Genomic DNA, 26,462 nt, shown 5'->3' on the forward strand with positions numbered 1-26,462 from the left:
ATCCCCGGTAAGGCGCCCGGCGTGAGCGACCTGCCGATCCATTCCGTCCTGCCGGACCTGCTTGCCGCGCTGCGCCAGCGGGAGAGCGCGGTGCTGATCGCGCCGCCCGGCGCGGGAAAGACCACTGCGGTGGCGCCCGCCTTGCTGGCGGAACCCTGGTGCACCGGGCAGGTCATCGTGCTGTCGCCCCGCCGCGTTGCCGCGCGCGCAGCGGCCGAGCGTATGGCCGAGATGCTCGGCGAAGAAGCGGGCGGCACCATCGGCTACGTTACCCGGCTCGACAGCAGGCGTTCGGCACGGACACGGGTGCTGGTGGTGACCGAGGCGATCTTCGTCGCCACGATTCTGGATGATCCCGAACTGTCCGGCGTTTCGGCGGTGCTCTTTGACGAAGCCCACGAACGCCACCTCGATAGCGACCTTGGCCTCGCGCTCGCGGTGGAGGCTCAGGGTGTGCTTCGCGAGGACCTGCGGATCGTCGTGATGTCAGCCACGATCGACGGCTCCCGCTTCGCCGCGCTGCTGGGCGATGCGCCGGTGATCGAGAGCGAGGGCAAGGCCCATCCGCTCGCGATCAGGTGGCTTGGCGCCCGGCCCGACGCGAAGGTCGAGGTGGCGATGGCCTCGGCGATACAGACGGCATGGCGCGAGGAGGAGGGCGACATCCTCGCCTTCCTGCCCGGCGTTGCCCAGATCGAACGGACCGCAGAGACTCTGGCCGAACGCCTTCCGCAGGCGCTGATCCTGCCGCTGCACGGACAGGTTGAGCCCGGCGGCCAGCGCGCGGCAATCCGGCGCGATCCCTCCGGACGTCGGCGCATCGTGCTGGCCACTGCGATTGCCGAAACGTCGCTGACGCTGGATGGCGTGTCCGTGGTGGTGGACGCCGGGCTGTCGCGCCGGGCAGAATTCGACAAGGCAGCGGGAGTCACGCGCCTTGTCACCACGCGGGCGAGTCAGGCATCGGCTGCCCAGCGCGCGGGTCGCGCGGCGCGGCAGGGGCCGGGCGTTGCCTATCGACTGTGGGAAGAGGCGTCCCACGCGGGCCGTCCGGCGTTCGACCCGCCTGAAATGGTTACCAGCGACCTTGCGCCGCTGGCGCTCACACTGGCGCAGTGGGGCGCGGGCGATCCGGCCACGATGGCCTGGCTTGATCCGCCCCCGGCTGCTGCCATGGCGGCGGCCCAAGGTGCGCTGGCGGCGTTGGGTGCGCTCGACAAAGACAGGCGGATCACCACGCATGGCCGCGCGATGGCGAAGCTGCCGATGGAGCCGGCGCTGGCCCATATGCTCCTTTTCGCCGCCGAGCGCGGGCAGGCAGAGGAGGCGGCGCGGCTTGCGCTGCTGTTGCAGGAACGTGGCCTTGGCGGACGCGGCGAAGACCTCGCGCGGCGGCTGGACCGCTGGGCGAGCGAGCGCGGCAGCCGTGCCGAGGCTTCGCGCAAGCTGGCGGGGCGCTGGGCGCGCATGGCTGAGCGACTCGCCCCGCGCGGCAGGGCAGGCGAGGTGCCGACCGGCGTTCTTCTGGCCGAGGCATTCCCCGATCGTATCGCGCGCGCGCGTTCGGTTTCGGGCGAGGAATGGCTGTCGTCTGGCGGGCGCGGGTATCGCCTCGACCCTGCCTCGCCTCTTGCGACCGCCCGCTGGCTGGTTATTGGCGATGCCCAGGGTGAGGCGAAGGGCGCGCGGATCACCGCAGCGGCGGCTCTCGAGGAAAGTGATGTCACCCGCCACCTCGCGCACCGGGTCGAGGAACGCCATACGCTGTCGTGGAACGCAGCGGACGGCCGTGTCGAAGCGCGGCTGGAGCGGCGGCTGGGCGCTATCGTGCTGGCACGCGTGCCCGATCCAGCGCCCGATGCAGAGGCCGCGGCGCGGCTCCTGATCGATGAAGTGCGCTCGCGCGGGCTGGATCTTCTGCCGCTGGGGGAGGGCGCCAAGGCGCTGCTCGTGCGGGCGGGCCATGCCGGCCTTGCGGCCTTGTCGGACGCCGCCTTGCTGGACGATCTGGAGGCGTGGCTACTGCCGCTGGTGAAGGGCAGGCGGGATCTGGCAGTCGGGGCTGGCAGGCTGCACGATGCGCTGCTGGGGCGGCTGGACTGGAACGAACGGCAGATGCTCGACAAGCTGGCACCTGCCGAGTTCCGATCTCCCGCGGGGACGAGCCATGCGATCGACTATGGCCACGAGGGCGGACCTTGCGTGGAACTGCGCGTGCAGGCGCTGTTCGGGATCGACCGGCATCCTTGCGTGGGCCAGCCGCCGCGCCCGTTGTTGTTGAGCCTGACCAGCCCCGGCGGGAAGCCGATCCAGACGACGGCGGACCTCCCCGGCTTCTGGCGCGGGTCGTGGAAAGACGTCTGCAAGGACATGAAGGGGCGCTATCCCAAGCACCGCTGGCCCGACGAACCGTGGAGCGAGGACCCCAGCCTGAAGACGAAGAACGCCTTCAATGCACAAAAGGGCCGGACCTGAAGCGAATGCGGACTTGATTTGCGCGCGGATTCGCCCGAAAGCGCCGCCATGTCCGCACGCATCTACCAGCGCCCCAAGAACGCCATGCAGTCCGGCAAGGCCCGGACCAGCGACTGGCTGCTCGAATTCGAACCGGCGGAAGCTCGCCGTCCCGACCCGCTTATGGGCTGGGCAGGATCCGGCGACACGCAAAGCCAGGTCGTCCTGAAGTTCGAAACGCTTGAAGAGGCGCAGGCCTATGCCACGCGCCACGGCATCGAGGCGCACGTCATCCCGACGCCCCCGCGCAAGCTCAAGCTGCAGAGCTACGCGGACAATTTCAGGTAAGCCGGGCCGGGCAGCGCCGCGAGGCCTGCCCCCGTATTCCGCCGCTTGCCCGCGCCGCTGCAAGCAGGGGCTGGACAAACCCCCGTCACCTCTCCATATGCCGCGCCGGGAGTCGGTCGGACGCTTGCGTCCGCCAACCTGGTCAGGTCCGGAAGGAAGCAGCCACAACGGGTTGCGGTGGGTCGGCCGGCTCCTTTTATCCTTTTCCACCCATAACGATGCGTGCCCTTCGACAAGGGCGCGCCGAGTTCCTAGATAGGGAACGATGGGCGATTCACCTGACATGTTTGGCGACGGGCCGGAAGACGAGGACGATCTCGGTCCCAGCGCCGAGGAACTCGAGGCAGCAGGACAGGTATCGTTGTTCGGGGCTCCCGAACCTGCACCCGCTCCCGCACCGGAAATTGCCGTCGTTCCGGCGCCCGCTCCCGAGGTGACCGGGCAGGTTGCCGTAGCAGTCGCTGCGCAGTCCGCTCCTGCGCCTTCCGCCGCTCCTCCGGCGCAGCCCTATCGCGTGTTGGCGCGCAAGTACCGCTCGCAGACCTTTGCCGAACTGATCGGCCAGGATGCGATGGTCCAGACACTGGCCAACGCGATCAAGCGCGACCGGCTGGCTCATGCCTTCCTCATGACCGGCGTGCGCGGGGTGGGCAAGACTTCGACCGCGCGGCTCATCGCCAAGGCGCTCAACTGCATCGGCCCGGACGGGCAGGGCGGTCCGACCATCGATCCCTGTGGCGTGTGCGAGCCATGCCGCGCGATTGCCGAGGGTCGGCACATCGATGTGATCGAGATGGACGCCGCGTCCAACACTGGCGTGGACGACGTGCGCGAAATCATCGAGGCGGTGCGTTATGCTGCGGTCTCGGCGCGCTACAAGATCTACATCGTCGACGAAGTCCACATGCTATCTCGCAATGCTTTCAATGCGTTGCTGAAGACACTTGAGGAACCGCCGGCGCACGTGAAGTTTCTCTTCGCGACGACCGAGGTAGACAAGCTGCCGGTCACGGTGCTGTCGCGCTGCCAGCGTTTCGACCTGAAGCGCATTCCCGCGCCGCTGCTTGCCAGCCATTTCGCAATGATCTGCGAGAAGGAAGGCGTCGAGGCCGAGGCAGAGGCGCTGGCGATGGTCGCCGCCGCCGCAGAAGGTTCGGTTCGTGACGGCCTGTCGATCCTCGATCAGGCGATCAGCCACGCGGATCTCGTTGGCAGCGACGATGGCAAGACGCGCGTGACGGCGGAGCAGGTCCGCCAGATGCTGGGCCTTGCCGACAAGACCATGCAGCGCCGCCTGCTGGATGCCGTGCTTTCCGGGAATGGCTCCGCCGTGCTCGAGGAAGTGGCGCAACAATATGCGCTGGGCATCGAGCCGGTGGCGATGATGCGCGCGCAGATGGACGTGGTCCACCGCGTTACCGTGGCCCAGATCGGCGGCGTCGGACCGGACGTGCGTTCGACTGAGGAGCGCGAGGCACTGGAAGGCTGGGCCAAGGCAATTTCGGCGGGACAGCTTCACCGGCTTTGGCAGCTTCTGCTCAAGGGCTATGAAGAAGTGAAGACTGCGCCCGACCCGCTGGTCGCCGCGCAGATGGCGCTGCTGCGCGTGATGCATGCGGCGGAAATGCCCGATCCGGGCGGACTGGTCAGGAAGCTCGAGGAACTTGCTTCGCGCCCAGCCGTCGCAGCGCCGACTGCGGGTGGTGACGGCGCCGCTTCTGCACCTTCCGCGCAAGGTCAGGTCCACGCCGACGCAGGTCCGGCGGCAAGCGTCGATTGGGAATCGCTGGTCGAGCAGGTCGAGCACGTCTCGCCACTCGTCGGATCGACGATGCGTCTCGCCGTAAGGCTTGTTGACCTGAAGCCCGGGCTTCTGCGCTATCAGCTTGCGCCCGGCTTGCCCGGCGATCCTGCCCCCGATATTCGGCGTGCGCTCAACCATGTGACCGGCGAGGCGTGGATCGTCGAGCGGGCGGAGGGCGTGGCGCAGCCAAGTCTCGAGGAAGTCAAGGCCGCCAAGGCCGTGGCCGCGGACGCGGCGATGAAGGAAGATCCGCTGGTCAAGGCCGCGCTGGAAGCCTTTCCGGGCGCTGTGATCATTGATGAGGAAAGCTCGCGAGAGCACGAGAAGAGACCCTGGAGCAAACGCGCATGAAGTCGATGGAAGAGATGATCCAGGCCGCCCAGCAGGCGGCGCAGACCATCCAGAAGCAGATGGAGGACGCGCAGGCGACCCTCGATGCGATCGAGGTCGAAGGTGCGGCCGGTGGTGGCCTGGTGAAGATCCGCGCGTCGGCAAAGGGGCGCGTGATTGGCGTCGCTATCGATGACAGCCTGCTGGCTCCTTCGGAAAAGGGCATTCTGGAAGACCTCGTCGCTGCGGCGTTCAACGACGCGCGCGGCAAGGCCGATGCGGCTGCTGCCGAAGAGATGCAGAAGGTGCAGATGGCAGCGGGCATTCCCCCCGGCTTCAAGTTGCCGTTCTGAGCGGCAGGCAGTCCAGATGCTGGCGCGCAGCGTCGAATATGCGCTGTATTTTGTTGAATTGACGGGAATTTGTTCTTGAGCGTGACCTTGCTTGCCAGTGCTGCCCTGCTTGCCGTGCCAGGTGTGGATGCGAGCGCGACGCCTGACCAGGTCGCCGTGCAGGCACAGGTCGCTCAATCCGCACCGGCAAGCGAGGCTGCCGCCCCGCCCGCCGAAGCGCCCGCTCAAACGCCCAGCGTTTCCCAGACTTCGGTCGAGGTTGCCCTGCCGCAGGCACCGGCACCCTCACTTGACCAGATCGAGCAGGAGCAGGACGGGATCGTCGTCTCGGGCGAACGCACGCCGCCTCAGGACCCGATGCAGTCGGTCAACCAAGCCAGCTACGATGCGGTGCAGGCGGTGGACGATGCGGTGATCGCGCCGGTCGCGCAGGTCTATGAGAAGGGCGTGCCGCGCCCCTTGCGGATGGGCCTGCGCAATTTCCTGCGCAATCTGACCGAACCCATCGTCGCGCTGAATTTCCTGTTGCAGCTCAAGCCGGGCAAGGCGGCTGAAACGGTCGGGCGGTTTGCCGTCAATTCGACCGTCGGCGTCGGTGGGCTTGTCGACGTCGCGAAGAAGAAGCCTTTCAACCTGCCTTACCGTCGTAACGGCTTCGCCTATACGATGGGCTACTATGGCATAGGGCCAGGGCCCTACATGTTTCTGCCGCTTGTCGGTCCGACGACGCTGCGCGATGTCATCGGGCTTGGGCTGGACCGTTTCCTGCTGCCGTTCGCGGTTGGCGGCCCGCTGCGCCATCCCGGGTATGTCTATGGCAGCTTCGTGATCCGCTCCCTTGACGAGCGCGTTATGAACGATGAATTGTTCAAGCGTATTCGCGAGGAATCAAATCCTTATGCGAGCTATCGCGAGCTTTATCTGAAGTCTAGGCAAGCCGAGATCGACGCGCTCAAGGGCAAGGCGGACTTCCAGAAGGAGGGGACCATCAAGCTGCCGGCGATCACGCCGACGACGCCCCCCGTCCTGCCGCCGGCGCCCCCGGAAGCCGCGCCGCAGACTGCCGCCACGCCAGCGCCGGTCTTCATTTCCGAACCTGTGGTGCAGCCTCTGCCGACCGGCGGCTGAACGCGTTCAGCTTTCCAGCAGAAGCGAGTAATCGCGCAGGACTTCCCAGGCCTTGTTGGGCGACATCATCAGCAGGTCTTCGGATTCGAGCCCTGCCAGCCGCCGGATCATCTGCGCGACGGTGGCGGCGTTGCCCGCGCTCATTCCATAAGTGGAGACCAGCACTTCGGGATTGTGCGACAGCGTGTTCTCGAACAGGAGGTCGACGTTCTGCGGCTGGAAGCCGAAGCCGAGGAACACCAGGCGCTTTGCGGCGGCAACTGCCACGCGGATCTCGCGCACGGCGGCCTTTTCGGTACTGCGCTCGTTGAGCGACTTCAGTTGCGCCGCGATCGCGTGGATGTTCCAGGGCTGCTCGGCGCCCCATTCCGCCTGCGGGGCGTCGCCGCGCTGCCACGGCAGCCTGCCGATGGCGCCGTGTGGATGGATCACGTGCAGCTTTTCGGCGATGACGCCCTGCGCTTCCTTTAGATCGATGCCGTAGGCCATGACCAGCGCGTAAGGCAGGAAGTGTTCGACCGAGCGGTCGTAGTTGAAGTTGACGATGGTGAGCTGTTCCAGCACCTGGCCGATGCGGCTGCGCGGGACGCCCGAGGTCAGCATCTGGCCAAGCTGGTACAGCCAGTATTCCGCGACCTTGCCCTGCAGGGGGAGTTCGCCTTCGAGGCGCGGGGCCTCGCGCAGGCTGGAACGCGCCTCCGCCTGGCCGATGAAATAGGTGACCGCGAGCTTCCCGCAGGCGACCACCAGCGGATCGTGATCGTACTGTTCCAGCACCGTGTCGACCGAGCGGCCGAGGCGGCAGGCGTTGCGCAGGCGTTCGGCCGCGACGGCGACCTCTTCCACCGGCTTTCCGGCGCGTTCGGCCAGCTTGTAGACGTTGCGGAGCAGGAGTTGTCCGTCGCGGGTGGACGTGTCTGAGGCAGTGCGCTTGAAATCGTAGCCCTGGATGATCCGGGCCAGGAGTTCCGCATTGGTGGGAAACTGCAGTTCGGCACTGGCCCCGGCGCCGACGATCAAGGTTGTCCGTGTTCGCAACATTCCCTTTGGCGATCCCCGCAGTCTGCCGCGACGCACGCGACCTTCGTGCCGAACGCCATGCGGGGATCATACCTAACATACCGTTTACGCTAAGTTCATTGCGTCCGGCGCCAGACTCGTGCCGGTGATCCACAAGCGAAGTCGCCAAGGCCATTGCGGCAAGGACAGGGGACCCCCATATCCGGGTCAAAGCGTCGGGCGGCGTGCCCGACAGGACGGAAACGAAGTGCCCATGAATCTCTATCCTCTGCTTCCCCTTCGCGACATCGTCGTGTTCCCCGGCATGGTCGTGCCTCTGTTCGTGGGGCGCGAGAAATCGGTGGCTGCGCTCGAGGCGGCGATGTCCGGCGACAAGGATATCTTCCTGCTCGCGCAGCTCGATCCAGGTTGCGACGACCCGGACCGCGACGATCTTTACGATACCGGCGTGATTGCCAGCGTCCTGCAATTGCTAAAGCTGCCCGACGGCACCGTGCGCGTGCTCGTGGAAGGGCGCGAGCGTGCGATGCTGGAAGGTCTGCGCGAGGAAACCACCGCGCAGGGCGCGATGCTGATTGCCCAGGTCGAGCCGATCGAGCCGGTGGTATCGCAAGGCACCGAAATTTCGGCGATGATGCGTTCGGTCGTCGATCAATTCGCCGAGTACGCCAAGCTTTCCAAGAAGCTGCCGCAGGATGCGGGTGGTCAGCTCGGTGATATCGAGGACGCTGGCAAGCTGGCGGATTCGGTCGCGGCGAACCTTGCCGCGAAGGTCGCCGACAAGCAGGCGGTGCTTTCCGAAAACGACCCCATGAAGCGGCTCGAGATGGTGCTTTCCTTCATGGAAGGCGAGCTTGGTGTGCTGCAGGTGGAGCGCAAGATCCGTGGCCGCGTGAAGCGTCAGATGGAGAAGACGCAGCGCGAGTACTACCTGAACGAGCAACTCAAGGCGATCCAGTCGGAGCTGGGCGGCGGCGACGGTGAGGAAGCCAACGAGATCGCCGAACTGCAGGAGAAGATCGACAAGCTCAAGCTGTCGAAGGAAGCGCGCGCCAAGGCGACGGCTGAGCTGAAGAAGCTCAAGACCATGCAGCCGATGAGCGCGGAGGCGACCGTCATCCGCAATTACCTCGACGTGCTGCTGGGCTTGCCGTGGGGCAAGCGCAGCAAGCTCAAGAAGGACATCCCGGCGGCGCAGGCCGTGCTCGATGCCGATCACTATGCGCTCGACAAGGTCAAGGACCGGATCGTCGAGTACCTGGCGGTGCAGGCCCGCACGAACAAGCTCAAGGGGCCGATCCTGTGCCTCGTCGGCCCTCCGGGCGTCGGCAAGACCAGCCTTGGCAAGTCCATCGCCAAGGCTACGGGGCGCCAATTCGTGCGCCAGTCTCTGGGCGGCGTGCGTGACGAGGCCGAGATCCGCGGGCATCGCCGCACCTACATCGGCTCGCTGCCGGGCAAGATCGTGACCAACCTCAAGAAGGCGGGTACGGCCAATCCCTTGTTCCTGCTGGATGAGATCGACAAGTTGGGCCAGGACTTCCGCGGCGATCCGGCTTCGGCACTGCTCGAGGTGCTGGACCCGGAACAGAACGCCAAGTTCCAGGACCATTACCTGGAGCTGGACATCGACCTGTCCGACGTGATGTTCGTGTGCACCGCGAACAGCCTCAACCTGCCTCAGCCTTTGCTTGACCGCATGGAGATCATCCGGCTCGAGGGCTATACCGAGGACGAGAAGGTCGAAATCGCCGAGCGTCATCTGGTGCGCAAGCAGGTGGAGGCACATGGCCTCAAGAAGGGTGAGTTCACCTTGACCCAGGAAGGCCTGCGCGATCTGATCCGCTATTACACCCGCGAGGCGGGCGTGCGTACGCTGGAGCGCGAGATCGCGCGGCTGGCGCGCAAGTCGCTGCGTCAGATTCTCGAGGGCAAGACCAAGAGCGTGACGATCACGTCGGACAACCTTTCCGACTTCGCCGGGGTCCGCAAGTTCCGGCATGGCGTTTCGGACGAGGAGAACCAGGTCGGCGCGGTCACGGGTCTCGCCTGGACGGAAGTCGGCGGCGAACTGCTGACGATCGAGAGCGTGACGGTGCCCGGCAAGGGCGCGGTCAAGACCACCGGCAAGCTGGGCGAGGTAATGAGCGAGAGCGTCCAGATGGCGTTCAGCTTCGTCAAGGCGCGCAGCCCTGCCTACGGCATCAAGCCTTCGATCTTCAATCGCAAGGACCTGCATATCCACCTGCCCGAAGGCGCGGTGCCCAAGGACGGACCAAGCGCCGGCATCGGCATGGTCACGGCAATGGTCTCGACGCTGACGGGCATTCCGGTGCGGGCGGACGTGGCCATGACCGGCGAAGTCACCTTGCGCGGTCGCGTGCTGGCGATCGGTGGCCTCAAGGAAAAGCTGCTGGCCGCGCTGCGCGGCGGCATCAAGACGGTGTTGATCCCGGAAGAGAACCGCAAGGACCTTGCCGAGATTCCGACCAACATCAAGGAAGGTCTCGAGATCGTGCCTGTGAGCCACGTGGACGAAGTGCTGGCGCGGGCGCTGGTCACGACGCCCGAGGCGATCGAGTGGACTGAAGCGGACGATCTGGCGACCCAGCCCGCCCCTACGGTCGCTGGCCCTGCGACCTCGCCGACGGCCCACTGAAAGGTTGATCGAGGGCCGCCTCGCGCAACGAAATTGCGCGGGGTGGCCCTCAGCTCGCCAAAGCCCCGAATTGTCGGGAATATTCCCGATTGTTCGTCGCATTTGCCTTTGACAGTCCGTTTTTTCTCGGCTTTCTTCCGCGCACCCGAAAGGCCACGCAATTCAGCTTTTCCCAAGAAATAGAACTAGGGGGTTCCGAGAATGAACAAGAACGATCTGATCGGCTCCGTCGCCGACGCGAGCGGACTGTCGAAGGGTGACGCGACCAAGGCCGTCGAGGCCGTCTTCGAATCGATCTCCGGCGCTCTCGCCAAGGGCGATGAAGTGCGTCTCGTTGGCTTCGGCACGTTCTCCGTCGCCAAGCGCAAGGCTTCGACCGGCCGCAACCCTCGGACCGGCGAACCCATGTCGATCAAGGCTTCGGCCCAGCCCAAGTTCAAGGCTGGCAAGGGCCTCAAGGACGCCGTCAACTGACGGACGGACCGCCCGACCAATGGTCGGGCGCATGCGATCGAAAGAAACCGCGCCAGCCCATCCGGGCGGCGCGGTTTTCTTTTTGCCGGGTGCCTGCGGCCGGGCAGGTGCGGGTTAACGGGTCAGGCGGACCAGGGCCGTCGGCGCTGTCGCGGTGCGGGCATTGATGATCCATTCGAGCTTGCGGCCGGTCGGCACGGCCAGCGGTCCCTCGTCGGTGTTGTTGGCGAGAATTTCGCCGTCGGTGACCAGAGTCAGCACGCCGTCGAGTACAGGCATGCCGTCCCCGCCGGCCTTCTCGCTCTTTTCGTCGGCAGCGGCCGTCGCCATGCCCATCCATGGCGAATTGGCCGCGCCCGAGGCAAAGGCCGGTGCTTCGACCCGCACGCTGCCGTCCGCGCGGCGGATCAGCGTGACGAAAGGCGTGATCATCGGCAGCTTCTCGATGGTCGGGAAAGTGAAGTCGTGGTCGAGACGCCCGGAGATCGCGTATTCCACCTCGAAGCGGCCATCACCCTTGTCGACGACCGACTTCCAGCCCTTCTGGCGGCGCAGCCGGTCTGCGAACTCCTGCGCGGCGCGCGGATCGGAGGGATCGATGCCGCCAAGCATGGCCTTCATCATCTGTTCGTCGGACTTCTTCTTTTCCTCCGCCGCGGCCTTGCTGGAGGCGACGTCCTCTTCCCACGACTTCTTCTGCGCGGCGAGTTCGTCCGAGGTGCATTCGCGTTCGTCGCCGGTCTCGTCGCTGTAGCAGGTCGACGGTTCGAACTGCGCGTCTGAGGATTTCCGGTTGCGCTCTTCCGCCGCCATCTTCGACAGGGCGAGCAGGTAGATCTCGCCCTTGTAGGAGAAGTCGAACGTGCCGTCCTTGCGCAAGGCGAGGTCGGACGCGAACCGGCCTGGAAGAACCATGCACCCGGCCAGGAGGAGAAGCCCTGCGACGACCGCCGCGATTGCACTCGATCGACGCATGTGCCCCTCCTGGTATCCCATCAGCCTTCGCGCGTTGCGACGGCGTAGAGCGCGATCGCCGCGGCGTTCGAGACGTTAAGGCTTTCGATGGCCGAGGCAATGGGTAGCCGCGCGATCGAATCGCAGTGCTGGGCGACGTTGTGGCGCAATCCTTCGCCTTCAGCGCCGAGCACGAGTGCCACAGGGCCCGAGGGCAGGGCGGCAGGGAACACGGCCTTGCCATCGCCATCGAGGCCGATGCGCCAGTAGCCTTCCTCGCTCATCCGCTCCAGCGCGCGTGACAGGTTCACGACGCGCACCCACGGCACGATCTCCAGCGCGCCCGACGCGGACTTGGCAAGGGTGCCCGATTCGGGTGGGGCGTGCCTGTCCTGTGTGACGAGCGCTGCGACGTCGAATGCGGCGCAGGATCGCAGGATCGCGCCGACGTTGTGCGGGTCGGTCACCGAATCGAGTACGACGATGGTGCGGCCTTCGGCTTCGTCCAGAACGTCGTCGAGGACCACGTCATCGAGCGGAGCGCAGTCGAGGACGAGGCCCTGGTGCGGGGCGTCCTTGGCAACGAGGCGTCCGAGATCGGCAGCCTGGGCGTATTCCACTGGAAGCGAAGCGGGCAGTTCGGCGTCGTGATCGTCGAGCATCGCCTGGATTGCTTCGCGCGTTCCCCACAGCTTCTTTGCATCGCGGTTGGGGTTGGTCAGCGCCGCCTCGACTGCATGGCGGCCCCACAGGCGGATGGCGCCCGCGCTTCCCCGGCCCGAACCGCGACCGCTGCGGTTGCGGCCGGCGCGGCCACGCAGGGCGCGGCCCTTGGGTTGATCGTCTTGACGGGGCATCTGGCACCTTTTCGTGAAAGCGTGGAAAAATTCGTGCCGCGCATGCCAGCCTACCCATTGACAGGCAAGTCATGCTTCGCCAAAGGGGCCGCCTCTCGGCCGGACGGTCTCTTCGGAGATCATCGAAATCGGTCTTCCCTCACGGGAAAACCGGCACCGGCAACACTGGTGTGGACAGGTGGCCGAGTGGTTAAAGGCAGCAGACTGTAAATCTGCCCGCGCAAGCGTACGCTAGTTCGAATCTAGCCCTGTCCACCACCAGCCTTCCCGCGAACGGCGCTTTTAAGCGCCCGGTTAAAAACCGTTGCACCGCAGGAAGCTATGCGCCAGTCATTGTGCATGACGACTATCCGTATACCGGTTTCCGGCGGGCTTCATATCGCAGCGGACGAGCTGGGCCCGCGCGGTGCGCCGACGGTGATCCTTGGGCACGGCGGGGGACAGACCCGGCATAGCTGGGACCGGGCAGGGCACGAACTGGCCGACGCCGGTTACCACGTGATCAACTATGACCTGCTTGGCCATGGCGATAGCTGCTGGGAGCCGGAAGGCGACTACTCGTACCAGCGCCGCGCGGCGGACCTTGCGGCGATCGTTCGCTACGCCGGACCTGTGTTCGCGTTCGTCGGCGCTTCGCTGGGGGGGCTGTCCTCGATGGCGGCGGCATGTCACGGGACAGTGCCCAAGGCGCTGGTGCTGGTCGATGTGGTGGCACGCCTTTCGGAGCAGGGGGTGGAGCGCATTGTCGGCTTCATGACGGCCAATCCGGACGGTTTCGCTTCACTCGAGGATGCGGCCGATGCGATCTCGGCCTACTATCCCGATCGCCCGCGCCCTTCACGGCTCGACGGACTGCGCAAGAACCTGCGCCTTGGAGATGACGGGCGGTTTCATTGGCATTGGGACCCCAAGTTCCTGACTGGCGGTCGCGATCACGGCTCTATCCCGGACATGCTGGATACCGCTGAATGGACCGCGCATGTGCCGACTCTGCTGGTGCGCGGCATGAAATCCGACATCGTGACCGACGAGGGCGTGTCCGACCTGTCGGCGCGGATCGACCGCCTGGAAGTGGCTGACATCGGCGGCGCGGGGCACATGGTTGCGGGCGACCGGAACGATCTGTTCAACGCGGCCGTCATCGAATTTCTGGAGCGGGTCATGCCCGCAACCGCGCCGAACCCCGCAGGATAGGCAGGATGTTTGCTTGTCGCGGCGCGAGCCAGCGCCTAGATGGGGCGAATGTCCGGAGAAATACTCGATAACCGCGGTCGCGGCACCGCCGGATGGTCATGGCCATCCATCCACCCCGAAGGCCGCAAGTTCGGCCTCATTGCCGCAGTGGCCAGCCTTGGCGCGGCGCTCATGGCGTGGGAGACCATCGCCTGGCCACTGGCGTTCCTCACGCTGGGCGTGCTGGCGTTCTTCCGTGATCCGGTTCGCGTCACGCCGCGTGACGACCGCTTCGTGGTGTCCCCTGCCGACGGCCTGATCACGTTGATCCAGAAGGTTCCGCCCCCGCGCGAACTTTGCGCCGATGACGGCAGCGGCGTGCGCGGCATGAACGATGCGCCGGTAACGCGCGTTTCGATCTTCATGTCGGTGTTCGACGTTCATATCAATCGCTCGCCCATCGCCGGAACGATTCGTCGCGTGGTCTATATCCCGGGCAAGTTCCTCAACGCCGATCTCGACAAGGCGAGCGAGGAAAACGAGCGCCAGCACTTCCTGGTTGAGCGCGCGGACGGCGTGCAGATCGGCTTCACCCAGATCGCAGGGCTGATTGCCCGCCGTATCGTGCCCTTCGTGAAGGGCGGCGACATCGTCGCGGTCGGCCAGCGCGTCGGCCTGATCCGCTTCGGCAGCCGGGTCGACGTCTATCTTCCGGCCGGAACGGAGCCGAAGGTGCTGATGGGGCAGAAGGTGATCGCGGGCGAGACGGTGCTTGCCGAAATCGGCGAGGCGCCGATGATCGAGGGTATCGGGCAGTGATTGCCCAGGGCGAACCCGAGGGCCCGCGCCGGGGTCGCCTTCCCGGGGGACTCACGCTGCGCGCGATGGCACCCAACGCCATCACCACGGCGGCCCTCTGTTCGGGCCTGACCGGCATCCGTTTTGCCGTAACCGCGGCTTCGGGCACCGACCCCGTGCTGGTTGCCGAAGACTGGCGGCGCGCGGTAGCGGCGGTCATCATCGCGGGCATGCTGGACGGCATCGACGGGCGCATAGCTCGCCTGCTAAAGGCGCAATCGCGTTTCGGCGCGGAACTCGACAGTCTGGCCGACAACGTCTCGTTCGGCGTAGCACCGGCGCTGATCCTGTTCCTGTGGTCTCTGCAGGAGGCGCCGCGCGTCGGCTGGTTTGCCGCACTTGCCGTAGCGATCGCATGTGCGCTGCGCCTTGCACGGTTCAACGCGCGGATCGATATTGAAGAGCAACCCCACAAGTCAGCCGGGTTCCTTACCGGCATTCCGGCGCCGGTCGGCGCAGGGCTTGCGTTCCTGCCGCTCTATCTGTGGTTCGCGACCGACAATCCCTGGTTCCGCCAGCCCATCGTCACGGGACCCTGGCTGGTGCTGATCGCGTTCCTGATGATCTCGAACATCGCAACGCTCAGCTGGACTTCGATGCGGCCGCGCCGAAACGTACGGCTTGAACTGATCCTGCTGGTGGGCCTGGTGATTGCGGCGTTGCTGACCGAACCCTGGCTGACGCTGGTGGGGATCTGCGTGGTTTACCTGCTGCTCATCCCGATGGGCGTGTATCGTTACGCAAAGGTCAGGCGGCAGCGCGCTGCCCACGCCCGAGCCGGGCAGCTTCCGACCGCTTGACCGCCCGGCGCGCGATCCGGCGAAGCTGGGGCGCGGCGAATGCGCGGGGCGCTTCGGCTTCGTGGCTGGTGATCCGCACGAGAAACTCGCGGTCCATCCGGAGCGAGCGCCGTTCTGCCAGCAGTGCCACGATCTGCGCCTTGCGGCCCTGCATCGTGAGGAAGCCTGCGGCCAATGCGAAAGTGGCAGCTGCGGCGAAGACCAGAGTGCAGAGCAGAGCGAGCATTTGGCGTTTCCTTGAGCTTTCGTTCCTCCGGCCCGGTCCCCCTACGGTTCCGATTGGCCTGTGGAAAACCTGTGGATTGCTGTATTGTTCCTGACTGGAGGCCGTTTGATTCGGCTATGGGATGAATGTTCCCTTTTTGTTCCGTTCCGTCAATCGGAAAATGCGACACGTCGTGCCCATGCGCCGGCAAGGCACCCGATGCTGTCCGACGCGGGCTGAATAAGGGGTGGATTTTCGCTCCGGCGTGATCTAAGGGCCGGCGCGTCGGAAGGACCCGCGGGCACGGTGCATGCGGGCGGTCCGGCAATCCACACGGGAAGCAAGTTCACCGGTGCCAGCAGCGGGATCTCCGCAGCGGTTCCAGCTTCCCGGAGGCGAAACCGGAAAGGAAATACCTATGGCGGCTCCTGTCGTCACGATGCATCAGCTTATCGAAGCCGGCGCGCACTTCGGCCACCAGACCCACCGCTGGAACCCGCGCATGAAGCCGTACATCTTCGGCGCCCGCAACGGCATCCACATCCTCGACCTGTCGCAGACCGTTCCGCTCATGGCGCGCGCGCTCGAGTTCATCTCGGCCACCGTCCAGGCTGGCGGCAAGGTCCTGTTCGTCGGCACCAAGCGCCAGGCGCAGGAGCCGATCGCCCAGGCTGCGCGCGCTTCGGGCCAGCACTATGTCAACCACCGCTGGCTGGGCGGCATGCTCACCAACTGGAAGACCATCTCGGGTTCGATCAAGCGTTTCAAGGCGCTGGAAGAGCAGCTCGCAGGTGACACCGCGGGCCTCACCAAGAAGGAAGTCCTCCAGCTCACGCGCGAGCGTGACAAGTTCGAGCTTTCGCTCGGCGGCATCCGCGACATGGGCGGCATCCCCGACGTGATGTTCGTGATCGACGCCAACAAGGAAGAGCTGGCGATCAAGGAAGCCAACGTCCTCGGCATCCCGGTCGTCGCAATCCTCGACTCGAACGTCTCGCCCGAAGGCATCGCGTTCCCGATCCCGGCGAACGACGACGCCAGCCGCGCGATCCGCCTCTACTGCGAAGCCGTTGCTGCTGCGGCTACCAAGGGTGGCCGCGACGCCGCTCTTGCTTCGGGTGCGGACCTCGGCGCCATGGCCGAGCCGCTTGCTGAAGAAGCTGCGGAAGTCTGATCCGGATCATCGCGTGACGGCCCTGGTCAAAAGGGCAGGGCCGTCACCGAATTGTCCCGGATGCGATTTACGGGCCGCGGCAATGCTGCGGCCTTCCCCGTTTTCAAGAATAAAGGATCAACGCAATGGCCTACACCGCCGCTGACGTGAAGAACCTGCGCGAGCGCACTGGCGCCGGCATGATGGACTGCAAGAAGGCCCTCGACGAAAGCGGTGGCGATTTCGAAGCCGCCGTTGACGCGCTGCGCGCCAAGGGTCTTGCCGCCGCCGCCAAGAAGTCGAGCCGCACCGCCGCCGAGGGCCTCGTCGGCGTCGCCGTCTCGGGCACCAAGGGCGTCGCGCTCGAAGTGAACTCGGAAACCGACTTCGTTGCCAAGAACGACCAGTTCCAGGATTTCGTGCGCAAGGCGACCGAAGTTGCGCTGAACACCGCTGCCGCCGATGTCGAGGCACTGAAGGCTGCCGCCTATCCGGACGGCGGCACGGTTGCCGACAAGCTGACCAACAACGTCGCCACCATCGGCGAAAACCAGCAGCTGCGTCGCATCAAGCACGTCGCCGTCTCGAACGGTATCGTGGTGCCCTACATGCACAACGCCGCCGCCACCAACCTCGGCAAGATCGGCGTGCTCGTCGCGCTCGAATCGGAAGCCGCGGCTGACAAGCTCGAGGCGCTCGGCAAGCAGATCGCGATGCACATCGCTGCTGCCTTCCCGCTGGCGCTGACCGCGGACGACCTCGACGCCGAACTGATCGCCCGCGAGCGCAAGATCGCGGCCGAGAAGGCGGCAGAGAGCGGCAAGCCTGCCGAAGTCCAGGCGAAGATGGTTGACGGCGCCGTCGCCAAGTACGCCAAGGAAAACGCGCTGCTTTCGCAGATCTTCGTGATGGACAACAAGTCGACCATTCAGCAGGTCGTCGACGCCGCCGGCAAGGAAGCCGGTGCGAAGATCGTACTCAAGGACTATGTCCGCTTCCAGCTCGGTGAAGGCATCGAGAAGGAAGAGACCGACTTCGCTGCCGAAGTGGCTGCTGCCGCCGGCATCAAGTAAGTCTGAAATCAACGATCCCCGCACGGGCGGGCTGGCGCTGCGCCGGCCCGTCGGTGCGGGGATAGTTACGTCTGCGCCCTTGGCACCGCCCCTTACAGGGGTATAAGGGCGGCCAATTCCCTTCGGTCACGAGTACGTTCTTCCCATGAGCCTCCCTTCCTGCGTTCCCGGTTACAGGCGCATCCTCCTGAAGCTTTCGGGCGAAGTGCTGATGGGGGAACAGCAGTTCGGGATAGACACCGACTACGTCGCGCGGGTGGCCCAGGAAGTTAAGGATGCGCGCGATAGCGGGCTGGAAATCTGCCTCGTCATCGGCGGCGGCAACATCTTTCGCGGCATGGCGGGTGCGGCAAAGGGCATGGACCGTGCTCAGGCCGACTACATGGGCATGCTTGCCACGGTCATGAATGCGCTGGCGATGCAATCCGCTCTCGAGCAGCTTGGCGTCCCGACGCGGGTCCAGTCCGCGATCGAGATGGACAAGGTCTGCGAGCCGGTAATCCGCCGCCGTGCAGAGCGTCACCTCGAGAAGGGACGCATCGTGATCTTCGCCGCGGGCGTCGGCGCTCCCTATTTCACCACCGATTCCGGTGCCGCGCTGCGCGCCGCCGAGATGAAGTGCGACGCGCTGCTCAAGGGCACCAGCGTCGACGGGGTGTACAATGCCGACCCCAAGAAGGACCCGGCGGCAAAGCGTTACGAAACAGTCGATTACGACACTGTCCTGGCCGACAATCTGAAGGTCATGGATGCCAGCGCAGTTGCGCTGTGCCGTGACAACAACATTCCCATCGTCGTCTTCTCGATCCGCGAACGGGGCAATCTGGCCCGCGTACTTGCGGGTGAGGGGACGCAGACCACCGTGAAGAAGGAAGCCTGACATGGCCAAGTATGACAAGGCGGACCTCGAGCGCCGCATGAAGGGCGCCGTGGAATCGCTGAGGGGCGATCTTTCGGGCCTGCGCACCGGCCGCGCCAACACTGCGCTGCTCGATCCGATCGTGGTCGAAGTCTACGGCAGCCACATGCCGCTGGCCCAGGTGGCGACCGTCTCTGCTCCCGAGCCGCGTCTGCTTTCGGTGCAGGTGTGGGACAAGTCGAATGTGACCCCAGTTGAAAAGGCGATCCGCTCTGCGGGCCTCGGGCTCAACCCGATCAGCGACGGCAATACGCTGCGCCTGCCTATCCCCGACCTTACCGAAGAGCGCCGCAAGGAACTGGCCAAGCTTGCCAGCAAGTATGCCGAAAACGCCCGTATCGCGATCCGCAACGTGCGTCGTGATGGCATGGACGCGCTGAAGGCGGACGAGAGCAAGAAGGAAATCTCGGAAGACGAGCGCAAGCGCGCCGAGACCGATCTGCAGAAGCTGACCGACGATATCATCAAGCAGGCGGACGAAGCTGCCGCGGCCAAGGAGAAGGAAATCCTCGGCAAGTGACCGCAGTCCCCGCCTCGACCGGCGGCACCGCGCCGCATGGCGCGCGGCATGTTGCCATCATCATGGATGGCAATGGTCGCTGGGCGAAGAAGCGCATGATGCCGCGGGCCTTCGGGCACAAGCGCGGGGTCGATACTGTGCGCGAGATTGCCCGCGCTGCCCGCGACATGGGGCTCGAGGCGCTCACGCTCTACGCCTTCTCGTCGGAGAACTGGAAGCGGCCCGCCGACGAGATCGCGGACCTGATGGGGCTCTTGCGCACCTTCATCCGCAATGATCTGGACGAGTTCGTCGCGAACAATACTCGGCTACGCATCATCGGTGATTATCAGGCACTTGCCCCTGATATTGTCCAGATGATCGAGGATGCCATGGCGCGTACGGCGGGCAATACGGGCACGACCCTGGCCATTGCGCTCAATTATGGGTCGCAGCAGGAAATCGCCCGTGCCGCCGCTCGCGCGGCCGAGAAGGGTGCGATCACGCCCGAGGCGATCGAGGCCGAACTCGATACGGCCTGCCTGCCGCCTCTGGACCTGCTGATCCGGACCTCGGGAGAGATCCGCCTGTCGAACTTCCTGCTGTGGCAGGCGGCCTATGCCGAAATGTGGTTTACAGACGTGCTCTGGCCCGATTTCACTGCGGCCCACCTGCGCGACGCGCTTGACCAGTTCACATCGCGAGAGAGGCGCTTCGGTGGACGTTGAGCCGACCCTGACACCGCCGGGACCCGCTCCCGTGAAGAAATCGGACCTGCCCGTCCGCATCGTTTCTGCCGTGATCATGCTGGCGATCGCCGGAACCGCGCTTTGGTTCGGTGGCGTGGTGCTGGACCTTTTCGTGGCTGTCGTGGCGTTTGGCGTCTTCGTCGAATATGTGCGGCTGGCAAGCAAGTTTGCCGAGAACCCGGCGCGACTCGCATCGATGGTCATTTCCGGCGCAATCTACATCGGCTGGGGTGCGCTGGCTCTGGTCGTGATGCCCGAAGCGCTGCTGATCGCGACGATGGGCCTTGTGATCTGCACCGATACCGGGGCCTACTTCACCGGTCGTGCAATCGGCGGCCCGAAGATCGCTCCTAGGATCAGTCCTTCGAAGACATGGTCCGGGCTGGCCGGCGGCATGGCGGCGGCTGGCGTCTGGGCGGCGGTCGTAGTGCTGACGGCGGGCTACCTGCTTTCCGCCATCGGGCCAACCGGGCCAAGTCTTGGCGCCGCGATTGAGGTGGCAAACGTGGGCGTTGCCGCAATCGCCGGGGCGGTGCTGGCGGTTTTCGCGCAAGTGGGCGACTTCTTCGAATCCTGGCTCAAGCGCCGGGCTGGCGTGAAGGACTCCTCGCGCCTGATACCTGGCCACGGAGGCCTGTTCGACCGCGTTGACGGATTGCTCCCGGTTGCGATCATTGTCGGGACGTCATGGGCCGCCACGCAGGCTGGACTGTAAGCCGATGACGCGAACGATTTCCGTCCTTGGCGCGACCGGATCGATCGGAGCCTCGACGCTGGACCTGATCCGGCGCGAGCGCGACAAGTGGCGCGTAGTGGCGCTGACCGCGAACGGTAATGCGCGCGAACTGGCCGCGCTCGCCCGCGAGTTCGGGGCTGAGGTCGCGGTTGTTGCCGACGAGAGCGCGCTGGCGGCCTTGCGGGATGCGCTGGCTGGATCGGGCATCGAGGCGGCGGCTGGACCAGGCGCGTTGATCGATGCGGCTGCGCTTGGTGCGGAAGTGACTGTCGCCGCGATCGTCGGATGCGCCGGGCTCGCGCCGACCATGGCAGCCATCGAGCGCGGCGGGATCATCGCGCTGGCCAACAAGGAAGCGCTGGTTTCCGCTGGCGACGTCATGATGGCGGCGGTGGAGCGCCACGGCGCCACGCTGCTGCCGGTCGATTCGGAACACAACGCGATCTTCCAGTGCCTACAGGGTAACGACATCGCCCACGTTCGCGCGATCACGCTCACGGCAAGCGGCGGTCCGTTCCGCGACTGGACGACCGAGCAGTTGCAGCGCGCCACGCCCGCCGAGGCGGTCAGGCATCCGAACTGGTCGATGGGCGCGAAGATCAGCGTCGATTCCGCAACGATGATGAACAAGGGGCTCGAGTTCATCGAGGCCTTCCACCTGTTCCCCGTCGGCGTGGAACGGCTGCGCATCATCGTGCATCCCCAGTCCATCGTGCATTCCATGGTCGAATACCGCGATGGTTCGACGCTGGCGCAACTCGGGCCTTCGGACATGCGCGTGCCGATCGCGTCGGCGCTTGCCTGGCCGGCCCGGATGGACACGCCTTGCGATCCGCTTGATCTTGCGACCATTGGGCAGCTGACCTTCCGTGCACCGGACGAGCAGCGGTTTCCCGCGACGCGGCTGGCACGCGAAGCCGTGATTGCGGGCGGTGCGGCGCCAGCCGTGCTGAACGCGGCGAACGAAATGGCGGTTGCGGCGTTCCTTGGCGGTCAGATTGGGTTCACCCGGATCGTGCAATGTTGCGAGGACGTGCTTGCGCACGGTCTTGCGCCTGCCCCGCGCAGTCTGGCCGAGGTTATCGCGGTCGATGCAGAGGCGCGGGCGCGGGCGCTCGAACTGATGGAGCCGGTGCGTTGACGAGTGCTTTGCGATGCAGATGATGGAAAGCCCCGGAATCCTCACGACCTTGCTGGCTTTCGTGCTCGTGCTGGGGCCGCTCGTCTTCATTCATGAGTTCGGGCATTATCTTGTCGGTCGCTGGTTCGGCGTGAAGGCGGATGTATTCTCCATCGGCTTCGGCAAGGAGATCGCGGGCTGGACCGACAAGCGCGGCACGCGCTGGAAGCTCTCCGCGCTGCCGCTGGGCGGATATGTGCAGTTCGCGGGCGACATGAACCCGGCCAGCCAGCCAAGCCCTGAATGGCTCTCGCTGCCCGCCGAGGAGCGCAATCGCACGTTTCCGGCGAAGCCCCTGTGGCAACGCTCGCTGATCGTGCTGGCGGGACCGGTCACCAATCTCCTGTTCGCGGTTCTCATCCTTGCAGGCTTCACCCTTGGCTACGGCAAGGTCGTGGTCCCGCCCGTTGTGGGCGAGATCCAGGGCGGTTCGGCAGCGGATCGCGCGGGCGTGGAACTCGGCGACAGGATCGTGTCGATCCGCGGCAAGGCCGTGGATTCGTTCCTCGACGTGCGGCTCGAAGTGGGCCAGAATCCGGGTGAGCCACTGGACCTCGTCGTGCTGCGCGACGGCCGCCAGGTCGAGATCGCCGCAAGCGCCGCGGTCAAGATGGAGAGCGACCGGTTCGGCAACACCCAGAAGATCGGGTTCCTCGGTATCGGCCCGAAGTCTTACGAGATCGTGCGCGTAGGTCCGGTGGAAGCACTTGCCGAGGGCGTGATGCAGACGGGCGGGATCATCCGCATGATGGTCAACGGCATCGGCCAGATCATCACCGGCAAGCGCGAGGTCAAGGAACTGGGCGGCCCGATCAAGATCGCCAAGTATTCCGGCGAACAACTCGTTTCGGGATGGCAGGCTTTCGTCGGTTTTGTCGCGTTGATCTCGATTAACTTGGGGTTCATTAACCTGCTGCCAATTCCTGTCCTCGACGGAGGTCACCTTGCTTTCTACGCGGCTGAAGCGATCCGCAGGAAGCCGGTGGGCCAGCGCGGGCAGGAATGGGCGTTCCGCACGGGCCTGGCCTTCGTCATGGCGCTGATGCTGTTTGTCACGATCAACGACGTGGCATCCCTGAAGATCTTCGGGGGCTAAGGTCGGTTGGAGGGTACGTTTTCGAATTCTGCGCGCCCGGTGCGGTGGGCGCAGGCTGAGCCGGCTGGGGACGGGGCCGGGCATCCACAGAATGTCTTTCCACAGAAATGCGGGGCAATGTTTGCTTGATTGGCCTTGTACCATCGGGCACATGGCAGCACTGCTTGCCGCGGTCGGACACTCCTCGGGGGCGTCCAGCCGCCACTATATACGGGATGGCGCTTGGTGATGATCGGACGTAACGCGGTACGTAACTTGCAGGCTCCGGGCCTGGGCGCGTTCCTGCTGGCGACAACCGCGTTGGCCGTGGTTCCTTCCCTGGCGATGGCCCAGGCAGGCGGTCCTCCGCCGCGTGGCGCACCGCCGCCGGGCGGCATGCGGGGCGAGCCGCCCGTGGCTCCGCCCGAAGCGCGCGCTGTCGAGCCGGGTCCTGCCGCACCCGAAGGCACTCCCGCCGAGCAGATCATCAAGTCGGTCACCGTGCAGGGATCGCAGCGTCTCGAGCCGGATACCATCCTGTCCTATATCCGTCTGCGTCCGGGCCAGGCCTATTCTCAGGCTGCCGCCGACCAGGCGCTGAAGGATCTCTACGCGACCGAGCTTTTCGCCGACGTCTCGATCCGCAACAACAGCGGCGACGTTGTCGTGCAGGTCAAGGAAAACCCGGTCATCAACCGCATCATCCTTGAAGGCAACAAGCGCCTCAAGGAAGACAAGATCCTGCCCGAGATCAAGCTCGCGGCGCGCCAGATCTTCACGCGTTCGAAGGTCCGCGCAGACGTTGCGCGCATCATCGAGTTGTACAAGCGCCAGGGGCGCTTCGCCGCGACGGTCGAGCCCAAGATGGTCATGCTCGACCAGAATCGCGTCGACATCGTGTTCGAGATCAGCGAGGGGCCGAAGTCCAAGGTTCGCCAGATCAACATCATCGGCAACGAGAAGTTCTCCGACAGCGAGCTTCGCGGCGAGATGGTGACCAAGCAGGCGCGCTTCTTCCGGCTGTTCTCCAGCGGTACCAGCTACGACCCGGACCGCCTCGCTTTCGACCAGCAGAAGCTGCGTCAGTTCTACCTGACCGAAGGCTATGCCGATTTTCGTGTCGTCTCGGCCGTGGCCGAACTCACGCCCGACAAGCGCGACTTCATCATCACCTATGTGGTCGAGGAAGGCGAACGCTACAAATTCGGCGACGTGAAGGTCGACAGCCAGATTCGCGACTTCGACAGCGAAGCGCTGGCCAAGCGCCTGCCGATGAAGGCGGGCGACTGGTACAACGCAAAGATGGTCGAGGACCAGGTCGACGCACTCACCGAGACGGCGGGCGCGTTCGGCTATGCCTTTGCCGACGTGCGGCCCGACTTCTCGCGCAACAAGGACGACCTGACGATGTCGGTCAACTTCCGCATCGCGGAAGCGCCACGCGTCTATGTCGAGCGTGTCGACGTCAACGGCAACACGCTGACCCAGGACAAGGTCGTCCGCCGCGAGTTCCGTCTGGCCGAAGGCGATGCCTTCAACACCTTCCAGATCAAGCGCTCGACCAACCGCATCAAGTCGCTCGGCTACTTCCAGGAGAAGTTCGAGATCGAGCAGAAGCCGGGCAGCGCTCCGGACCGCATCATCCTCGAAGCCAACGTTGAGGAACGGCCCACCGGCGAACTCCAGCTTTCGGCCGGCTTCTCGAGCCTCGAGAGCTTCATCTTCCAGGGCTCTATCCGCCAGAACAACTTCCGCGGTCGTGGCCAGACGATCGGCCTGTCGGTCGACTATTCGCGTTATACGCGTTCGGTCCAGGTAAGCTTCACCGAGCCCTACCTGTTCGACAAGAACATCTCGCTGGGCGTCGACGTCTACCGCCGCGACCTCAACAGCTTCAACTACTTCAACTCCGACCGCAACACGACCTACAAGCAGGCGACGACCGGCTTCCAGATCCGCGCCGGCGTGCCGCTGACCGAATACATGTCGCTGATCGGTCGCTACACCTTCAACCTCGACGACGTGACGCTGTCGAAGAGCCAGTTCTACGCCGACCTCAACGGCGACGGCGTGCAGACCTGCGAACCGCTCCTGGCCGGTCGATACCTGTGCGATGCCATCGGCAAGCGCACCAGCTCGATCATTGGCGCCTCGGTGGTCTACGATACGCTGGATAACCGCCTGCGCCCGAGCAGGGGCTCGCAGTTCGTGATCGGCGGCGACATTGCCGGACTCGGCGGTTCGGTGAAGTACGCACGCCTCACCGCGAACGCGGCCCGGTTCTTCCCGCTCGGCAGCGGCTTCATCTTCTCGGTTCGCGGCGAGGGCGGGATCATCAAGGCGCTGGGCAGCCGTTCGGATGATCCAAGCATCGACGACGTGCGCCTGACCGACCGCTTCTTCCTTGGCGAGCCGCAGATCCGCGGCTTCGACATCCGCGGCGTCGGGCCGCGCGTGCTCCGCAAGTATCTCGTCGATACCAACGGTGACGGGACGGTGGACACGCCTTCGACCGACCGCAACCAGTGGGTCGATGACGCGCTGGGCGGCAAGTACTACTACCTGAGCCGTGCAGAACTGGAGATTCCGCTGGGTTCCGGCGCGCGCGAACTTGGCCTGCGTCCATCGATCTACCTCGACGCCGGTGCAGTCTGGGGCGTCAATCGTCCGCAGACCCAGAACGTGAACTCGGCGGTTACGCTCTACCGTCAGACCTACCAGGGGACGACGACGATCGTCACCAGCCCAACGGCACCCGACAACACGGCCAACACCGTCTACACGGCCATTCCGGCCTATGTGGAGGAATACGTGGGTGACACGCCATCGCCGCGTGTTTCCGTCGGTATCGGCGTCAACTGGAACTCGCCATTCGGCCCGTTCCGTCTCGACTTCGCCAAGGTCCTCAAGAAGGCCAACGGCGACGACCCCAAGACTTTCACCTTCAACGTGGGAACCCAGTTCTGATGAAGACCCGTATCGCTTCCGCGCTTCTCGCGGGTATTGCCGTTGCTGTCGCCACCCCGGCTCTTGCCGCCAAGGATGCACCCGCAGGTCCGGCCGTTGCCGCCGGTATCGCCATTGCCAACCCGCCGGCCGTCGTCGCTGCTTCGGCCGCCTACCAGACCGCGCAGCAGCAGCGCCCGGTTACCTACAAGCCACAGATCGACCAAGCCAATGCACGCAAGGCCCAGATCGAAGCGCAGCTCAAGCCGCTGATCGACAAGCTGCAGGCTGATTCGAAGGCTGCCAACCCGAACCGTGCCGCCCTGCAGGCGCAGTACGAGCAGATCCAGCAGATCGAACAGGCCGGTCAGGCCGAGATCCAGAAGATCCTCGAGCCGCTGAACCTCTCGCAGCAGTACGTGCTCGAGCAGATCGGCGACAAGCTCGACGCTGCGACCCAGGCCGCGATGGACAAGAAGAAGGTAACGCTGGTGCTCGACTCGCAGTCGGTCATCAAGGCGGGCCAGGCCTACAACCTCAACCAGGACATCCTGACCGAGCTGAACGCGTTGATCCCGTCGGCGCAGCTCGTGCCGCCTGCCGGCTGGATGCCGCGTGCGCAGCGTGAGCAACAGGCTCAGGCCGCTCAGCAGCAGCAGCCCGCCGGCGCCCAGCCCGCCAAGAAGCAGCCGGAAGGCCGCTAAGGCAATCGCGG

Annotated in this window: 24 protein-coding genes, 1 tRNA gene and 1 other RNA gene; 22 read left to right on the forward strand and 4 right to left on the reverse strand. The window is 65.2% G+C overall.

Annotated features, from left to right (window positions below; all coding sequences use genetic code 11):
- The first annotated feature begins 21 nt into the window (after positions 1–21).
- From hrpB to SARO_RS06810, 6 genes are all read left to right on the forward strand, one after another.
- Positions 22–2,475 (forward strand): ATP-dependent helicase HrpB, encoded by a 2,454-nt coding sequence (gene hrpB, locus SARO_RS06790; RefSeq protein WP_011445013.1) that lies wholly within the window; start codon positions 22–24, stop codon positions 2,473–2,475.
- Between the two features lie 48 nt (positions 2,476–2,523).
- Entirely contained in the window at positions 2,524–2,802 is a 279-nt protein-coding gene (locus SARO_RS06795; protein ID WP_011445014.1) for an ETC complex I subunit, read from the forward strand.
- A 105-nt stretch (positions 2,803–2,907) separates the two neighbouring features.
- Positions 2,908–3,002, forward strand: an RNA gene (gene ffs / locus SARO_RS20040) — signal recognition particle sRNA small type.
- A gap of 65 nt (positions 3,003–3,067) precedes the next feature.
- On the forward strand, positions 3,068–4,957 hold the full coding sequence (locus SARO_RS06800) for a DNA polymerase III subunit gamma/tau (RefSeq protein WP_041550209.1): 1,890 nt from the start codon (positions 3,068–3,070) through the stop codon (positions 4,955–4,957).
- Positions 4,954–5,289, forward strand: a complete 336-nt coding sequence (locus SARO_RS06805; protein WP_011445016.1) for a YbaB/EbfC family nucleoid-associated protein — start codon at positions 4,954–4,956, stop codon at positions 5,287–5,289. The genes SARO_RS06800 and SARO_RS06805 overlap by 4 nt, the downstream gene beginning before the upstream one ends.
- Positions 5,290–5,370: 81 nt before the next feature.
- Positions 5,371–6,417 (forward strand): MlaA family lipoprotein, encoded by a 1,047-nt coding sequence (locus SARO_RS06810; protein ID WP_234007437.1) that lies wholly within the window; start codon positions 5,371–5,373, stop codon positions 6,415–6,417.
- Positions 6,418–6,423: 6 nt separating this feature from the next.
- Here the strand turns inward: SARO_RS06810 and SARO_RS06815 are convergent, their stop codons facing one another.
- Positions 6,424–7,437, reverse strand: coding sequence for a hypothetical protein (locus tag SARO_RS06815; protein ID WP_041550210.1), 1,014 nt, complete (start codon positions 7,435–7,437; stop codon positions 6,424–6,426).
- Between the two features lie 253 nt (positions 7,438–7,690).
- On the opposite strand from SARO_RS06815, the gene lon reads away from it, so the two are divergent.
- Both lon and SARO_RS06825 read left to right on the forward strand, forming a co-directional pair.
- On the forward strand, positions 7,691–10,096 hold the full coding sequence (lon, locus tag SARO_RS06820) for an endopeptidase La (protein WP_041550211.1): 2,406 nt from the start codon (positions 7,691–7,693) through the stop codon (positions 10,094–10,096).
- 201 nt (positions 10,097–10,297) lie between these two features.
- Positions 10,298–10,570 carry an HU family DNA-binding protein gene (locus SARO_RS06825; RefSeq protein ID WP_011445020.1) on the forward strand — a complete coding sequence of 91 codons (273 nt, stop codon included), beginning with the start codon at positions 10,298–10,300 and terminating at the stop codon, positions 10,568–10,570.
- 114 nt (positions 10,571–10,684) lie between these two features.
- On the opposite strand, the gene SARO_RS06830 is transcribed toward SARO_RS06825, so the two are convergent.
- Both SARO_RS06830 and rlmB read right to left on the reverse strand, forming a co-directional pair.
- Complete coding sequence (locus SARO_RS06830; RefSeq protein WP_011445021.1) at positions 10,685–11,545, reverse strand: hypothetical protein; 861 nt, start codon at positions 11,543–11,545, stop codon at positions 10,685–10,687.
- A 20-nt stretch (positions 11,546–11,565) separates the two neighbouring features.
- Positions 11,566–12,381, reverse strand: a complete 816-nt coding sequence (gene rlmB, locus SARO_RS06835) for a 23S rRNA (guanosine(2251)-2'-O)-methyltransferase RlmB (RefSeq protein ID WP_011445022.1) — start codon at positions 12,379–12,381, stop codon at positions 11,566–11,568.
- Positions 12,382–12,553: 172 nt separating this feature from the next.
- On the opposite strand from rlmB, the gene SARO_RS06840 reads away from it, so the two are divergent.
- The 4 genes from SARO_RS06840 (at position 12,554) to SARO_RS06855 (ending at position 15,212) form a co-directional block, all read left to right on the forward strand.
- Positions 12,554–12,639 (forward strand) — tRNA-Tyr (locus SARO_RS06840).
- Positions 12,640–12,720: 81 nt separating this feature from the next.
- Positions 12,721–13,575 carry an alpha/beta fold hydrolase gene (locus SARO_RS06845; RefSeq protein WP_049759337.1) on the forward strand — a complete coding sequence of 285 codons (855 nt, stop codon included), beginning with the start codon at positions 12,721–12,723 and terminating at the stop codon, positions 13,573–13,575.
- A gap of 48 nt (positions 13,576–13,623) precedes the next feature.
- Complete coding sequence (locus SARO_RS06850; protein WP_041550213.1) at positions 13,624–14,373, forward strand: phosphatidylserine decarboxylase; 750 nt, start codon at positions 13,624–13,626, stop codon at positions 14,371–14,373.
- Positions 14,370–15,212, forward strand: a complete 843-nt coding sequence (locus tag SARO_RS06855) for a CDP-alcohol phosphatidyltransferase family protein (RefSeq protein ID WP_011445025.1) — start codon at positions 14,370–14,372, stop codon at positions 15,210–15,212. The genes SARO_RS06850 and SARO_RS06855 overlap by 4 nt, the downstream gene beginning before the upstream one ends.
- Here the strand turns inward: SARO_RS06855 and SARO_RS06860 are convergent.
- Positions 15,160–15,438 (reverse strand): hypothetical protein, encoded by a 279-nt coding sequence (locus SARO_RS06860; RefSeq protein ID WP_011445026.1) that lies wholly within the window; start codon positions 15,436–15,438, stop codon positions 15,160–15,162. The genes SARO_RS06855 and SARO_RS06860 overlap by 53 nt on opposite strands.
- 397 nt (positions 15,439–15,835) lie before the next feature.
- On the opposite strand from SARO_RS06860, the gene rpsB reads away from it, so the two are divergent.
- From rpsB to SARO_RS06910, 10 genes are all read left to right on the forward strand, one after another.
- Entirely contained in the window at positions 15,836–16,591 is a 756-nt protein-coding gene (gene rpsB / locus SARO_RS06865; RefSeq protein WP_011445027.1) for a 30S ribosomal protein S2, read from the forward strand.
- Between the two features lie 125 nt (positions 16,592–16,716).
- Complete coding sequence (gene tsf / locus SARO_RS06870) at positions 16,717–17,643, forward strand: translation elongation factor Ts (protein ID WP_011445028.1); 927 nt, start codon at positions 16,717–16,719, stop codon at positions 17,641–17,643.
- Positions 17,644–17,788: 145 nt separating this feature from the next.
- Positions 17,789–18,523 (forward strand): UMP kinase, encoded by a 735-nt coding sequence (gene pyrH, locus SARO_RS06875; protein WP_011445029.1) that lies wholly within the window; start codon positions 17,789–17,791, stop codon positions 18,521–18,523.
- 1 nt (position 18,524) lies between these two features.
- On the forward strand, positions 18,525–19,082 hold the full coding sequence (frr, locus tag SARO_RS06880; RefSeq protein ID WP_011445030.1) for a ribosome recycling factor: 558 nt from the start codon (positions 18,525–18,527) through the stop codon (positions 19,080–19,082).
- The gene (uppS, locus tag SARO_RS06885) at positions 19,079–19,789 is read left to right on the forward strand and encodes a polyprenyl diphosphate synthase (protein WP_011445031.1); all 711 of its coding nucleotides are present in this window, start codon (positions 19,079–19,081) and stop codon (positions 19,787–19,789) included. The genes frr and uppS overlap by 4 nt, the downstream gene beginning before the upstream one ends.
- A gap of 31 nt (positions 19,790–19,820) precedes the next feature.
- Positions 19,821–20,525, forward strand: coding sequence for a phosphatidate cytidylyltransferase (locus SARO_RS06890; protein ID WP_234007414.1), 705 nt, complete (start codon positions 19,821–19,823; stop codon positions 20,523–20,525).
- Positions 20,526–20,529: 4 nt separating this feature from the next.
- The gene (locus tag SARO_RS06895) at positions 20,530–21,687 is read left to right on the forward strand and encodes a 1-deoxy-D-xylulose-5-phosphate reductoisomerase (protein ID WP_011445033.1); all 1,158 of its coding nucleotides are present in this window, start codon (positions 20,530–20,532) and stop codon (positions 21,685–21,687) included.
- Positions 21,688–21,706: 19 nt separating this feature from the next.
- Entirely contained in the window at positions 21,707–22,822 is a 1,116-nt protein-coding gene (gene rseP / locus SARO_RS06900) for an RIP metalloprotease RseP (protein ID WP_041550810.1), read from the forward strand.
- A gap of 228 nt (positions 22,823–23,050) precedes the next feature.
- Positions 23,051–25,768 (forward strand): outer membrane protein assembly factor BamA, encoded by a 2,718-nt coding sequence (gene bamA, locus SARO_RS06905; RefSeq protein ID WP_011445035.1) that lies wholly within the window; start codon positions 23,051–23,053, stop codon positions 25,766–25,768.
- On the forward strand, positions 25,768–26,451 hold the full coding sequence (locus SARO_RS06910) for an OmpH family outer membrane protein (RefSeq protein ID WP_011445036.1): 684 nt from the start codon (positions 25,768–25,770) through the stop codon (positions 26,449–26,451). Before bamA ends, SARO_RS06910 begins: the two co-directional genes overlap by 1 nt.
- Positions 26,452–26,462: the final 11 nt, after the last annotated feature.

The organism is Novosphingobium aromaticivorans DSM 12444 (genome assembly GCF_000013325.1).
GTDB classification, from domain to species: domain Bacteria; phylum Pseudomonadota; class Alphaproteobacteria; order Sphingomonadales; family Sphingomonadaceae; genus Novosphingobium; species Novosphingobium aromaticivorans.

Bases quoted from the DNA above. Each gene is read 5' to 3' on its own strand.
- SARO_RS06805 (WP_011445016.1), top strand. From the start codon at position 4,954: ATGAAGTCGATGGAAGAGATGATCCAGGCCGCCCAGCAGGCGGCGCAG.
- bamA (WP_011445035.1), top strand. From the start codon at position 23,051: ATGATCGGACGTAACGCGGTACGTAACTTGCAGGCTCCGGGCCTGGGC.
- SARO_RS06910 (WP_011445036.1), top strand. From the start codon at position 25,768: ATGAAGACCCGTATCGCTTCCGCGCTTCTCGCGGGTATTGCCGTTGCT.
- SARO_RS06895 (WP_011445033.1), top strand. From the start codon at position 20,530: ATGACGCGAACGATTTCCGTCCTTGGCGCGACCGGATCGATCGGAGCC.
- tsf (WP_011445028.1), top strand. From the start codon at position 16,717: ATGGCCTACACCGCCGCTGACGTGAAGAACCTGCGCGAGCGCACTGGC.
- rseP (WP_041550810.1), top strand. From the start codon at position 21,707: ATGATGGAAAGCCCCGGAATCCTCACGACCTTGCTGGCTTTCGTGCTC.
- frr (WP_011445030.1), top strand. From the start codon at position 18,525: ATGGCCAAGTATGACAAGGCGGACCTCGAGCGCCGCATGAAGGGCGCC.
- rpsB (WP_011445027.1), top strand. From the start codon at position 15,836: ATGGCGGCTCCTGTCGTCACGATGCATCAGCTTATCGAAGCCGGCGCG.
- SARO_RS06850 (WP_041550213.1), top strand. From the start codon at position 13,624: ATGTCCGGAGAAATACTCGATAACCGCGGTCGCGGCACCGCCGGATGG.
- SARO_RS06800 (WP_041550209.1), top strand. From the start codon at position 3,068: ATGGGCGATTCACCTGACATGTTTGGCGACGGGCCGGAAGACGAGGAC.
- SARO_RS06825 (WP_011445020.1), top strand. From the start codon at position 10,298: ATGAACAAGAACGATCTGATCGGCTCCGTCGCCGACGCGAGCGGACTG.
- SARO_RS06860 (WP_011445026.1), bottom strand. From the start codon at position 15,438: ATGCTCGCTCTGCTCTGCACTCTGGTCTTCGCCGCAGCTGCCACTTTC.
- SARO_RS06795 (WP_011445014.1), top strand. From the start codon at position 2,524: ATGTCCGCACGCATCTACCAGCGCCCCAAGAACGCCATGCAGTCCGGC.
- SARO_RS06845 (WP_049759337.1), top strand. From the start codon at position 12,721: ATGACGACTATCCGTATACCGGTTTCCGGCGGGCTTCATATCGCAGCG.
- rlmB (WP_011445022.1), bottom strand. From the start codon at position 12,381: ATGCCCCGTCAAGACGATCAACCCAAGGGCCGCGCCCTGCGTGGCCGC.
- pyrH (WP_011445029.1), top strand. From the start codon at position 17,789: ATGAGCCTCCCTTCCTGCGTTCCCGGTTACAGGCGCATCCTCCTGAAG.
- lon (WP_041550211.1), top strand. From the start codon at position 7,691: ATGAATCTCTATCCTCTGCTTCCCCTTCGCGACATCGTCGTGTTCCCC.
- SARO_RS06830 (WP_011445021.1), bottom strand. From the start codon at position 11,545: ATGCGTCGATCGAGTGCAATCGCGGCGGTCGTCGCAGGGCTTCTCCTC.